The following is an 11,599-nucleotide window of genomic DNA, read 5'->3' as shown; positions in this document are numbered from 1 at the left end:
CTCAAGGTCAACGAACTGGTCAAGAACCACACCACCTTCGCCGGTGGCAACGGCCTGTACGTGACCACGTTCGCGCTGTCGATGAACAAGGCGTCTTACGACAAGCTGCCGGCCGACTTGAAGAAGGTGATCGACAACAACAGCGGACTTGAAACCGCCGCCTTCTTCGGCAAGGCCATGGACGAGGGCGACAAGGTCGGCCGCGACATCGCCCTCAAGGGTGGCAACAAGATCACCGAGCTGGACGTGGCCGAGGTGCAGCGCTGGAAGCGTACCGCCGGCTCGGTCGAGTCCGACTGGGTGAACGAGGTCAAGGGCAAGGGTATCGACGGTGCCCGGCTGCTGTCCGAAGCCAAGGCCAGCATGGCGAAGTACAGCAAGTGACGGCCCGCTCCGTGGCATGAACACGGGCCGCCCTCGGGCGGCCTTTTTATTGGGCGGCCACCCGTGCCCCGGCGTCCGCGGTCTGGGCTCTGTTGGATACAAACACTCCTGATTTACCCTGATTTCGACCCGATTCAGGTGCAATTCGGGGTGGTCTTGTATACATTCACGCCGCATGAGCACCGTTGCCGCCCCTTCACTGTCCACCGATGGGTCCGCGCTGCCCGCCCTGGCCGAGAGCGCGCAGGTGCGGGCCCTGCTGCAGTTGCGCGAGCTGATCCTGTCGGGTGAGCTGGCCGGGGGCACGCGCATCGCGGAACTCGCGATCGTCGAACGCCTGGGCATGTCGCGCACCCCCATCCGCGCTGCGCTGGTGCGGCTGGAGCAGGAGGGCCTGCTGCAGGCGCTGCCCCATGGGGGCTATGTGGTGCAGAGCTTTTCGGAGCGCGATGTGGCCGACGCCATCGAGCTGCGCGGCACGCTCGAGGGCTTGCTGGCCCGCCGGGCCGCCGAGCGCGGCGTGCCCGCCGCCGCCCTGCAGGCGGCGCGCGTGTGCCTGGCGCGCATCAGCGCGCTGCTGGCGGCGCCCCGGCTGGACGAGCAGGCGTTTTCCGACTACGTGGCCTGCAACAGCGAATTCCATGTGCTGCTGGTCGGCATGGCCGACAGCCCCACCATCGGTCGCCAGCTCGAACGCGTCAACAGCCTTCCGTTCGCGTCGCCGTCGGGCTTTGTGCTGGCGCAGCCCGACAGCGCACCGGCGCGCGACATGCTGGTGGTGGCGCAGCAGCAGCACCAGCAGGTGCTCGACGCCATCGAGCGGCGCGAAGGCGCGCGCGCCGAATCCATCATGCGCGAGCACGCCCGTCTGGCCCAGCGCAACCTCGACGCCGTGGTGACCGAGCAGCCGGCGCACGCGCTCACGGTCTCGATGCCCGCCATCCGCCTCATCCAGCGGCGGCCCTGATCCCGTTTTCACCCCCACCAAAAAAGGAGACCTCCATGAGTTCGATGCAACGCCGCGACGCCCTGCGCACCCTGGGTGCCTTGGCCGCTGTCGGTGCGGCCGGCCACGCCGCCGCCCAGCAAACCATCACCCTGCGCCTGCACCAGATGCTGCCGCCGCAGGCCACCATCCCGGCCCGGGCCATCGTGCCCTGGGCGCAGAAGGTCGAAGCCGAATCCGGCGGACGCATCAAGGTGCAGATCTTCAACGCCATGCAGCTCGGCGGTGCGCCACCGCAGCTGTTCGATCAGGCGCGCGACGGCGTGGTCGACCTGACCTGGACGGTGCTGGGCTACACGCCGGGGCGCTTCCCCAGGACCGAGGTGTTCGAGCTGCCGTTCATGAGCGGCTCGGCCGAGCAGTCGTCCAAGGCGATCCAGGAATACGTCGAGAAATTCGCGGCCGAGGAGTTCAAGGACGTCAAGCTGATCTGCGTGCACACCCACGGCCCCGGCCTGTTCCACACCAAGCAGCCGGTGACCGGCCTGGAAGCCCTGCGCGGCATGAAGGTGCGCGGCGGCTCGCGCATCATCAACAACATGCTCACCAAGCTGGGCGCGACGCCGGTCGGCATGCCGGTGCCGGCGGTGACCGAGGCGCTGTCCAAGGGCGTGATCGACGGCACCACCATCCCCTGGGAAGTGGCGCCTTCGCTCAAGGTGCACGAACTGGTGCGCAACCACACCACCTTCGCCGGCAAGGAAGGGCTGTACACCCAGACCTTCGCCTTCTCGATGAACAAGGCTTCTTACGACAAGCTGCCGGCGGATCTGAAGAAGGTGATCGACGCCAACTCGGGCCAGGCGGCGGCCGCCCTGTACGGCAAGGCCATGGACGATGGCGACTAGGCCGGCCGCGACATCGCGGTGAAGGCGGGCAACAACATCGTGGCGCTGGACGTGGCCGAAACGCAGCGCTGGCGCCGCACCGCGGCCACGGTGGAAACCGACTGGGTCAACGAGGTCAAGGGCAAGGGCATCGACGGCGCCAAACTGGCGTCGGAGGCGCGGGCACTGATCGCGAAGTACAGCCAATAAACGGCTCGCACCTCCCCCGGAAGCCGCCCTGAACGGGGCGGCTTTTTTTTCATGGGTTGACCGCGGTGCCCGGGTGGATGTGGTGCGCCGCCCGGTGCAGGTGGGCGATGAAGTGCCGCACCGCCGGCGACACCGCCGAGTCGCTGCGCACGATGGCGCCCACCGTGAGCGGCAGCCCCTGTTCGGCCACCGGCACCACCTGCAGGTAACGCGCGCACAGCGGGTGCACCGCGATCTGCTGTGGCAGCAGGCCCACGAAGTCGCCCGAGCCCACCAGCGACAGCAGGGCCAGCGTGGAGTTGACCACCGCGCCCACCGCTGGCGGTGCCATGCCATGGCTTTCGTACAGCGTCTTGGCGTAGCCCTCGTCGCTGGTGGCGCCGGTGTAGACCCACTGGGCCCGGGCCAGTTCGCGCAGGCTGCGCGCACTCGCCAGCGGGTGGCCCTTGCGCACCACCACCACCATGCGCGTGTCCAGCAGCGGCTCGACCACGAACTCGCCACTGGCCAGCCCAGGCGGGATGCCGCCCACCGCCACGTCCACCTCGCCCTTGCGCAACCGCTGCAACTGGGCCACGTACAGCTCCTCGCTCACGCGCAGGCGGATGTCGGGGAACGCCGCGCCGAAGGTGCGCAGGGTTTCCGGGATCAGCATCATCACGGCCAGCGGCACCGCACCCACCGACAGCTCGCCCACCATGCGGCCACCCAGCTGCTGGACCTGGTCCACCGCGGTGTCGAGTTCGCGCAGGGTTTTGCGTGCTTGCTCGAACAGCACTTTGCCCTGGGCGGTGGGCACCACGCCCTTGCTCGACCGCATCAGCAGCGCGGCGCCGAGCTCCACCTCCAGCTCGCGCACGGTCTTGGTCAGCGCTGGTTGTGACAGGCCCAGCTGGCGCGCGGCCGAGCGCAGGCTGCCGGTTTCGATCGCTGCCGCCAGGGCATTGAGGGCGATGAGTTTCATGGCGGCAGTGTCGTGCAAAACCCCTGCAGGCGATAACGCCAGGTTATCGCGCGCCGGATTTCAACATCTGCCCGGTACGGCGCGGGCTCGCCAGAATCCGCCGCCAGCCCGCCTTGACATTTCGCAAGCCGGCCGATTTCAGGAGACACCCCTTCATGGCCACCATCGTCGGCGCTGTTGCCGCGTCCCACACCCCCACCATCGGCTTCGCGCACGACGCGTCCAAGCAGACCGACCCGGTGTGGGCGCCGATCTTCGAAGCGTTTGAGCCGTCCCGCCAGTGGCTGGCCGAGCAGAAGCCCGACGCCCTGGTCGTGGTGTACAACGACCACATCAGCTCTTTCTTCCTCGACCACTACAGCAGCTTCGCGCTGGGCGTGGGCGAACGCTGGGAAGTGGCGGACGAGGGTGGTGGCGTGCGCGGCATCCCCGGCATCGACGGGCACCCCGCGCTGGCCGCCCACATCGGCGCGTCGGTCATGGCCGATGCGTTCGACCTGTCGTTCTTCCAGGGCAAGCCGCTGGACCACGGCTGTTTCTCGCCCTTGTCGGTGTTGCTGCCGCACAGCGAACAGGGCTGGCCGCTGCCCATCATCCCGCTGCAGATCGGGGTGCTGCAGTTCCCGATGCCGACCGCACGCCGCTGCTACGAGCTGGGCAAGGCGCTGCGCCGCGCCATCGACAGCTACCCCGAAGACCTGCGCGTGGCCATCGTCGCCACCGGCGGCCTGTCGCACCAGGTGCACGGTGAGCGCTGCGGTTTCAACAACGTGCCCTGGGACCACCAGTTCCTGGAGCTGATCGAGAAAGACCCCGAGCGCCTGGCCGACCTGACCCAGGCCGAGCTGGCCGAGCTGGGCGGCGTCGAAGGGGCCGAGGTCATCATGTGGCTGGTGATGCGCGGCGCGCTTTCGGCTTCGATCACCAAACGCCACCAGGCCTACACCTTGCCGTCGATGACCGGCATCGCCACCGCGGTGTATGAGAACCAGGCGCAGCCCGCTGTGGCCGGCGAGATCCGCCGCCAGCAGGACAAGGTGGCCTTGCAGACCCGGGGCGCCGAGCGCCTGGCCGGCACCTACCCGTACACGCTGGCGCGCAGCGTCAAGGCCTTGCGGCTGAACCGCTTCCTGCACGCCATGGTGCAGCCCGCGCACCGCGAGGCTTTCCGCGCCGACGAAGAGGCGGCCTACGAGCGCGCCGGATTGAGCGAGGTCGAGCGCGTGCTGCTGCGCGCACGCGACTGGCGTGGCCTGGTGCACTACGGCGCCATCTTCTTCGTGCTCGAAAAGCTCGGCGCCGTGCTGGGCGTGAGCAACCTGCACATCTACGCCGCCATGAAGGGGCTGCCGCTGGACGAATTTCTGAAAACCCGCAACGCGCCGGGCGCCCTGTATTCGGTGGCGGCGGTGCCCGCCGATGGAGCGCAACCGCCGGCGTTTGCAGACGCGACGGCACAAAATTAACCATTCAGTTCATGCCCGACCGCTATAGCTGAAAGTCTGTTGTGCCGCTTTTCAATGGCCGGCAAACAGCGCACAGTGCGGGCCCATGGCTGAGGTGTGGCTCCCGGGCGCTGTGGCGCCCGGCGATGCCGGACCCTTTTTTCCCTCACCCACCCTCTGGAGACAACCATGAAACTTTTCCGCCGCAGCTTGCTGGCTTCCGTGGCCGCCCTGTCCGTGCTGGCCGCCGTGCCGGCACAGGCGCAGACCGTGACCCTGCGCCTGCACCATTTCCTGCCGCCGCAGGCCGCCTTCCCGTCCATGGCCATCATCCCCTGGGCCAAGAAGGTCGAGACCGAATCGGGTGGCCGCATCAAGGTCCAGATCTTCGCGGCCATGCAGATGGGCGGCTCGCCCCCGCAACTGTTTGACCAGGCGCGCGACGGCGTGGCCGACATCACCTGGACCGTGCTGGGCTACACCCCGGGCCGTTTCAACCGGTCTGAGGTGTTCGAGCTGCCCTTCATGTGCAGCGGCGGCGGCGAAAAGTGCTCGCGCGCCTTCCAGGCCTACGTGGACCAGAACGCGACCGACGAATTCAAGTCGGTCAAGCTGCTGGCCGCCCACACCCACGGCCCGGGTCTGTTCCACACCAAGCAGCCGGTCACCGGCCTGGAGAGCCTGCGTGGCATGAAAATCCGCGGCGGCTCGCGCGTGATCAACAACATGCTGGTCAAGCTGGGCGCCACGCCGGTGGGCATGCCGGTGCCGCAGGTGCCCGAAGCCCTGTCCAAGGGCGTGATCGACGGCGCCACGGTGCCCTGGGAAGTGGCCCCCTCGGTGAAGATTCCCGAGCTGGTGAAGAACCACACCACCTTCGCCGGCAAGGACGGGCTGTACTCGCAGACCTTTGGTTTTGTCATGAACCGTGGCGCCTACGACAAGCTGCCGGCCGATCTGAAGAAGGTGATCGACGACAACGCCGGCATGGAGACGGCGGCCATGTTCGGGCGCGCCATGGACGAGGCCGACAAGGTGGGCCGTGACATGGCGGTCAAGGCGGGCAACAACATCGTGGCGCTGGACGCGGCCGAAACCCAGCGCTGGCGCCGCACCGCCAGTGCGGTGGAGACCGACTGGATCGCCGAGATGAAGGGCAAGGGCCTGGACGGTGCCAAGCTGGTGTCGGAAGCCCGCGCGTCGATGGCCAAGTACGCCAAGTGATGCGTGCACCCTGACGGCCGCGCACTGGGCGCGGCTGCCGGGGTCTTGCGCCGGGCGGCCCGACGGGTGTCGGGTCACCGGCGCAGCCATGCAGGGTCCTGCGGGGCTGGGTTCGCGGTGGCGTTCCCCCTGAGCAGGGCGTTTTCGTGTCCGGTCAGGGGCGACAATGCGGGTCCTGTCGCCGAGACTTTCAAGGAACCAAGGATGATTGCCTGGATTTACCGTTTAGCGAACTGGACCGCCATCTTCGGCGGCATCGTGCTGGTGGCCGTGACCCTGATGGTGGTGGCCAGCGTGTCGGGCCGCGCCCTGCTGGGGCTGGGTCTGGGGCCGGTCCCCGGTGACTTCGAGCTGGTCGAGGTCGGCATCGGCGTCGCGATCTTCTACTTCCTGCCCTGGTGCTACCTGCGCGGGGGTCACGCCACCGTGGACCTCATGTACATGCACATGCCGCGCTGGTTCCAGAAGGGGATCGACCTGCTCAGCGACGTGGCCATGCTGCTGGTCTGGCTGGTGCTGACCTGGAAACTCTGGGAAGGCCTGCTGGAGAAGAAGGAGTACATGGAAACCACCTTCATCCTGCAGATGCCCATCTGGTGGGCCTATGCCTTCTGCATGGTCGGGGCCCTGGTCGGCTGCCTGGCCTACGCCGCCAAAACCCTCACGCGGTTCGGTCTCGCGTCCGAGCCCCAGGGCTGGACGGTGGACGCCAACGTGAGCCACTGATCACAAGCAGAGCACCGAGACATGAGCAACATCCAACTGGCCCTCTGGTCCTTTCCTTTCCTGCTGCTGCTGATCTTCATCCGCGTGCCGATCGGGCTGTCCATGCTGCTGTGCGGCCTGGGCGGCGCCTGGCTGGTGTACGGCGATTTCGCGCCCATCTTCAACCAGCTCAAGCAGGTCACGTTCACCACCTTCTCCAACTACAACCTGTCGGTGATCCCGCTGTTCCTGCTGATGGGGCAGTTCGCCGCCATGGGCGGGCTTTCGCGGGCGCTGTTCAAGGCCGCTGAGGCCTGGATCGGCCACCGCAAGGGTGGCGTGGCCATGGCCGCCGTGGGGGCCTGTGCCGGTTTCGGCGCCATCTGCGGCTCGTCGCTGGCCACCGCGGCCACCATGGGCCAGGTGGCGCTGCCGGAACTCAAGCGTGCGGGTTACGCCGGTGGCATTTCCACCGCCTGCCTGGCCGCCGGTGGCACGCTGGGCATCCTGATCCCGCCGTCGGTGGTGCTGGTGATCTACGCCATCCTCACCGAGCAGAACATCGCCAAGCTGTTCCTGGCCGCCTTCGTGCCCGGCATCCTGGCCGCCATCGGCTACATGATCACCATCGCCATCTACGCGCGCCTGCGGCCGCAGGAAATGGGCACCATGCCGCCCATGCCCATGAAGGAGCGCTGGACCGCGACCATCGCCACCTGGCCGGTGATCGTGATCTTCCTGGTCGTGGTGGGCGGTATTTACACCGGCATCTTCACGCCCACCGAGGGTGCGGCCATCGGCGCGGCGGGCACCGGCATCGCGGCCTGGGCCAGCGGCGGCCTGAACCGCAAGACGCTGATCGACGCGGTGCTGGGCACCGCCACCGCCACCGGCATGATTTTCATGATCGTGCTGGGCGCCGGCCTGTACAACACCTTCCTGGCCCTGTCGCAGCTGCCGCAGGAAGCCGCAGCCGCCGTGGCCGGCTGGGGCCTGAGCCCCATCCTGGTGCTGGTAGCCATCCTGGTGCTGTACGTGATCCTGGGCTGCTTCATGGACTCGCTGTCCATGATCCTGCTGACCATCCCGGTGTTCTTCCCCATCATCATGGCGCTGGACTTCGGCCTGCCGCCCGAAGAACTGGCGATCTGGTTCGGCATCCTGGTGCTGATCGTGGTGGAGGTCGGGCTGATCACGCCACCGGTGGGCATGAACCTGTTCGTCATCAACTCGATGGCCAAGGACGTGCCCATCACCCAGACCTACCGCGCCATCATGCCGTTCGTGGCCAGCGATTTCGTGCGCACCGCCATCCTGGTGGCGTTCCCCTCGATCACGCTGTTCATCCTGCGGCTGTGACCCTGCACGGGGGCTATCACACCCCCGCATAGCTGAAAGGGCCCGCAGGTGATTGCGGGCCTTTTTGCTGGTGGCTACAGTGGCCTGCCGTCTGGCGATTCACGACTCACAACAAGGAGACTTCCATGAACCGTTCCGTGTCCCCCGTCCGCCGCGGCCTGCTGGCCGCTGGTCTGGCCCTGTCGGCCCTGGGCCTGGCCGCGCCCGCGCTGGCGCAGTCGTTCCCGAGCAAGCCGCTGCGCATCGTGGTGCCGTTCGCCGCCGGCGGCGCCGGTGACCTGACCGCGCGCATCATCGGCGCCGAGCTGAGCACCTCGCTGGGCCAGCCGGTCACCATTGAAAACCGCCCGGGTGCCGGCGGTGTGGTGGCGGCCGAGACGGTGGCGCGTGCCGAGCCCGATGGCCACACCCTGTTCCTGATGTCCAACGGCACGGCGGTCACGGCCAGCCTGTTCAAGAGCCTGCCGTACGACACGCTCAAGGACCTGGCGCCCGTGTCCACCCTGGGCACCTTCGACCTGGCCGTGCTGGTGCCGGCCGACTCGCCGTTCAAGACCCTGGGCGAGCTGGTGGCTTTCGCCAAGGCCAACCCCAACAAGCTCAACATCGGCAGCATCAACATTGGCAGCACGCAGAACCTGGCGGCCGAGCTGTTCAAGTCCAGCGCCGACATCGACGCACAGGTCGTGCCCTTCAAGGCCACGCCGGAGCTGATCGGCGCGCTGCGCGGCAAGCAGGTCGACGTGGGCGTCGAGATCCTCGGTCCGGCGCTCACGCAGATCAAGGCCGGCGCCTTCCGCGCCCTGGCGGTGACCGGCAAGAAGCGCTCGATGGTGCTGCCCGACGTGCCGACCGCTGTGGAAGCGGGGGTCAAGGGCTTCCAGGCCTCGTCGTGGAACGCGCTGGCCGTGCCCGGCAAGACGCCGCGCCCCATCATCGACCGCTTGAACAAGGACATCGTGGCCGCGCTGGCCAAGCCCGACGTGCGCAAGAAGCTGGCCGACCTCAACATCGACGCCGATCAAAGTACGCCTGACGAAGCCGCGCAGCTGCTGGCGTCGGACATCCAGCGCTGGGCGGCCGTGATCCAGCGCGCCGGTATTCCGAAGCAGTGACCCCCCCTGCGCCGCTGCGCGTCGTCCCCCCAAGGGGGACCACGCCTGTGGCCTGGCGAAGCCAGTTCCACGGCGTGTGCTGGAAGCTCGTTGGCCTGAACTTTTTGGAATCGTCCAAATGAAAGACGTGCGCATTGGTCTGATCGGCTACGGCGAGGTGGGGCGCATCTTCACGGCGGGGCTGCAGCCCGCCTCGGCCTGGACCGGCGCCTGGGACCTGAAGTTCGCCGATCCGGCCCGGCGGGACGAACCGCTGGCGCATGCGGCAGCGGCCGGTGTGACCGCTTGCGACAGCGCCGCAGCGCTGTGCGCGCAAGCCACGCTGCTGATCTCCGCGGTGACCGCCAGCAACACCCTGGCCGTGGCCGAGTCGGTGGCGCCGTACATCCGGCCGGGCAGCGTGTTCCTGGATCTGAACTCCGCCTCGCCCGGCACCAAGCAGAAAGCCGCCGCGCTGATCGACGCGGCCGGCGGGCACTACGTCGAGGTCGGGGTGATGACCTCGGTGCCCCCCTACGGCATCCGCGTGCCCATGCTGCTGGGCGGTGCGCACGCCACGCGCCTGCAGCCGGTGCTGGCGGCGCTGGGCATGGACGCGCAGGTCGCGAGCGAGCGGCTGGGCATCGCCTCGGCCACCAAGATGTGCCGCAGCGTGATGATCAAAGGCCTCGAAGCGCTGGTGATCGAGAGCTACGCCACCGCGCGCCACTACGGCGTGGAGGACGCGATGGTCGCCACGCTGCAGGAAACCTTCCCGGGCATCGACTGGACCAAGCAGGGCGCCTACTTCTTCAGCCGCGTGGCCCAGCACGGCCAGCGCCGCGCCGAAGAAATGCGCGAGGCGGCCAACACCGTGCGCGAGGCCGGCTTCGAGCCTTTCATGGCCTCGGCGATCGCACTCAAGCACGACTGGATGGCGGCGCAGGCGCGCGCCGGGCACTTTGCCGAACTGGGCCCCAATCCGCCGTGGAAGGATCACGCCGACCGGCTGCTGGCGCACCGTCCCGCCGCGAACGACGACGACCAGGTCTGACACCGCCCATGCTCGACATCCTGGCCATCACCGGCCCGATCTACCTCTGCATCGCGCTGGGCTACCTGGCCACCCGCGGCGGCCTGTTTGACCGCGCCGACATGCGCGTGTTCGGCAAGTTCGTCATCAACCTCGCGCTGCCCGCGCTGCTGTTCAACGCCCTGGCGCAGCGCAGCGTGGGCGAGATCTTCAACGGCCCTTACCTGGCGGCCTACGCGCTGGGCAGCCTGATCCTGCTGGGCGCCGCGGTGCTCTGGTACCGCAAGGCCGGTGGCCACGGCATGGGCCGCTCGGCCATCATGGCCATGGGCATGGCCTGCCCGAACAGCGGCTATGTGGGCTACCCGGTGCTGCTGCTCACCCTGGGTGCGCCCGTGGCGGGCGTGGCGCTGGCGCTGAACATGGTGGTGGAGAACCTGCTGATCATCCCGGTGCTGCTCGCGCTGGCCGACAGGGAGCGCCACGAGGCCGGCCACTGGCGCCAGGTGGTGCTGCAGACGCTGCTGGGGCTGGTGCGCAACCCGCTGATCATCGCCATCGTGGCGGGCTTTCTGGTCTCGGCGCTGGGCATGCCCATGCCCTCGCCGGTGAGCCGCACGGTCACGCTGTTCGCGCAGGCCAGCAGCGCGCTGTCTCTGTTCGTGATCGGTGGCAGCCTGGTGGGCCTGCAGTTGCAGGGCCTGCGCGCGGCGGTGGCGCAGATCGGCGTGGGCAAGCTGGTGCTGCACCCGCTGTGCCTGCTGGCCGTGATGACCTGGCTGGTGCCGATCGCCGATCAGCAGCTGAAGATGGCGCTGCTGCTGACCGGTGCCATGCCGATGATGGGCATTAACCCCATCCTGGCCCAGCGCCACGGCCACGAGGGCCTGGCTTCGGCCGCGTTGCTGGTGGGCACCATGGCCTCGTTCTTCACGCTCAGCGGCCTGCTCTGGCTGCTGCGCCACAGCGCCGGCTGGCTGGGCTGAGGGTCTTTCGCTCGTACCCGAAAAACGCCCAGCCTTTGCGCGGCCCCGCTCAGAGCCCCAGGTCGGCGCGCACCTGGGCGATCAGGTCCAGCGTCGCGCGTTGGGTCAGTGTGGCCGGCCGTTGCGAACTGGTGGCCAGGCTCACGCGGGTGCGCAGCCGCGGTTCGATCGGGCGCATGCAGTAGGCCGACGGCCGTATCGACGACACCACCGCCTGGCGCGAGAGCAGGGCCGCGCCGGCGCCGTCGGCCACCAGGTCGAGGATGGCCGACACGCCGTCGATCTCGAGTGCCACGGTGGGCCGCAGGCCGATGGCGGCCATCTCGGCCTCCAGGTGCATGCGCAGCGCGTTGGGCCGGCTC

General features: G+C 68.3%; 12 protein-coding genes and 1 pseudogene. 11 read left to right on the top strand and 2 right to left on the bottom strand.

The features are described 5' to 3' along the window. From ACR2JA_RS06630 to ACR2JA_RS06615, 4 genes and pseudogenes are all read left to right on the top strand, one after another. Positions 1 to 384 (top strand): annotated as a pseudogene (locus ACR2JA_RS06630) (C4-dicarboxylate ABC transporter); the annotation flags it as partial. A gap of 175 nt (positions 385 to 559) precedes the next feature. Further along, complete coding sequence (locus ACR2JA_RS06625; RefSeq protein ID WP_434008315.1) at positions 560 to 1,351, top strand: GntR family transcriptional regulator; 792 nt, start codon at positions 560 to 562, stop codon at positions 1,349 to 1,351. 35 nt (positions 1,352 to 1,386) lie between these two features. Then, the gene (locus ACR2JA_RS06620; protein ID WP_434008314.1) at positions 1,387 to 2,238 is read left to right on the top strand and encodes a TRAP transporter substrate-binding protein; all 852 of its coding nucleotides are present in this window, start codon (positions 1,387 to 1,389) and stop codon (positions 2,236 to 2,238) included. Between the two features lie 18 nt (positions 2,239 to 2,256). Continuing rightward, on the top strand, positions 2,257 to 2,427 hold the full coding sequence (locus ACR2JA_RS06615; protein ID WP_434008313.1) for a hypothetical protein: 171 nt from the start codon (positions 2,257 to 2,259) through the stop codon (positions 2,425 to 2,427). Between the two features lie 49 nt (positions 2,428 to 2,476). On the opposite strand, the gene ACR2JA_RS06610 is transcribed toward ACR2JA_RS06615, so the two are convergent. Continuing rightward, entirely contained in the window at positions 2,477 to 3,391 is a 915-nt protein-coding gene (locus tag ACR2JA_RS06610) for a LysR family transcriptional regulator (protein WP_434008312.1), read from the bottom strand. Between the two features lie 155 nt (positions 3,392 to 3,546). Here ACR2JA_RS06610 and ACR2JA_RS06605 point away from each other — a divergent pair, with 155 nt between their 5' ends. From ACR2JA_RS06605 to ACR2JA_RS06575, 7 genes are all read left to right on the top strand, one after another. Continuing rightward, the gene (locus tag ACR2JA_RS06605) at positions 3,547 to 4,857 is read left to right on the top strand and encodes a gallate dioxygenase (protein WP_434008311.1); all 1,311 of its coding nucleotides are present in this window, start codon (positions 3,547 to 3,549) and stop codon (positions 4,855 to 4,857) included. A gap of 168 nt (positions 4,858 to 5,025) precedes the next feature. Beyond that, complete coding sequence (locus tag ACR2JA_RS06600; protein WP_434008310.1) at positions 5,026 to 6,060, top strand: TRAP transporter substrate-binding protein; 1,035 nt, start codon at positions 5,026 to 5,028, stop codon at positions 6,058 to 6,060. Positions 6,061 to 6,264: 204 nt separating this feature from the next. After that, complete coding sequence (locus tag ACR2JA_RS06595) at positions 6,265 to 6,786, top strand: TRAP transporter small permease (protein ID WP_434008309.1); 522 nt, start codon at positions 6,265 to 6,267, stop codon at positions 6,784 to 6,786. A 21-nt stretch (positions 6,787 to 6,807) separates the two neighbouring features. Then, positions 6,808 to 8,124 (top strand): TRAP transporter large permease, encoded by a 1,317-nt coding sequence (locus ACR2JA_RS06590; RefSeq protein WP_434008308.1) that lies wholly within the window; start codon positions 6,808 to 6,810, stop codon positions 8,122 to 8,124. Positions 8,125 to 8,249: 125 nt separating this feature from the next. Then, positions 8,250 to 9,239 (top strand): Bug family tripartite tricarboxylate transporter substrate binding protein, encoded by a 990-nt coding sequence (locus tag ACR2JA_RS06585; RefSeq protein WP_434008307.1) that lies wholly within the window; start codon positions 8,250 to 8,252, stop codon positions 9,237 to 9,239. 118 nt (positions 9,240 to 9,357) lie between these two features. Further along, a complete protein-coding gene (locus tag ACR2JA_RS06580) occupies positions 9,358 to 10,272 on the top strand; it encodes a DUF1932 domain-containing protein (protein ID WP_434008306.1) in 915 nt (304 codons plus the stop codon). 8 nt (positions 10,273 to 10,280) lie between these two features. Then, positions 10,281 to 11,237 (top strand): AEC family transporter, encoded by a 957-nt coding sequence (locus ACR2JA_RS06575; RefSeq protein WP_434008305.1) that lies wholly within the window; start codon positions 10,281 to 10,283, stop codon positions 11,235 to 11,237. Between the two features lie 49 nt (positions 11,238 to 11,286). Here the strand turns inward: ACR2JA_RS06575 and ACR2JA_RS06570 are convergent. Continuing rightward, a partial coding sequence (locus ACR2JA_RS06570; RefSeq protein ID WP_434008304.1) for a LysR substrate-binding domain-containing protein occupies positions 11,287 to 11,599 on the bottom strand: 313 nt, incomplete at its 5' end.

It is taken from the genome of Hydrogenophaga sp. (assembly GCF_051007235.1).
Classification (GTDB): Bacteria; Pseudomonadota; Gammaproteobacteria; order Burkholderiales; family Burkholderiaceae_C; genus Hydrogenophaga.
The sequence above is the reverse complement of the archived record's forward strand: the minus strand, read 5'-3'. Positions and strand labels throughout refer to the sequence as shown.

Bases quoted from the DNA above. Each gene is read 5' to 3' on its own strand.
- ACR2JA_RS06625 (WP_434008315.1), top strand. From the start codon at position 560: ATGAGCACCGTTGCCGCCCCTTCACTGTCCACCGATGGGTCCGCGCTG.
- ACR2JA_RS06620 (WP_434008314.1), top strand. From the start codon at position 1,387: ATGAGTTCGATGCAACGCCGCGACGCCCTGCGCACCCTGGGTGCCTTG.
- ACR2JA_RS06610 (WP_434008312.1), bottom strand. From the start codon at position 3,391: ATGAAACTCATCGCCCTCAATGCCCTGGCGGCAGCGATCGAAACCGGC.
- ACR2JA_RS06605 (WP_434008311.1), top strand. From the start codon at position 3,547: ATGGCCACCATCGTCGGCGCTGTTGCCGCGTCCCACACCCCCACCATC.
- ACR2JA_RS06600 (WP_434008310.1), top strand. From the start codon at position 5,026: ATGAAACTTTTCCGCCGCAGCTTGCTGGCTTCCGTGGCCGCCCTGTCC.
- ACR2JA_RS06595 (WP_434008309.1), top strand. From the start codon at position 6,265: ATGATTGCCTGGATTTACCGTTTAGCGAACTGGACCGCCATCTTCGGC.
- ACR2JA_RS06590 (WP_434008308.1), top strand. From the start codon at position 6,808: ATGAGCAACATCCAACTGGCCCTCTGGTCCTTTCCTTTCCTGCTGCTG.
- ACR2JA_RS06585 (WP_434008307.1), top strand. From the start codon at position 8,250: ATGAACCGTTCCGTGTCCCCCGTCCGCCGCGGCCTGCTGGCCGCTGGT.
- ACR2JA_RS06580 (WP_434008306.1), top strand. From the start codon at position 9,358: ATGAAAGACGTGCGCATTGGTCTGATCGGCTACGGCGAGGTGGGGCGC.
- ACR2JA_RS06575 (WP_434008305.1), top strand. From the start codon at position 10,281: ATGCTCGACATCCTGGCCATCACCGGCCCGATCTACCTCTGCATCGCG.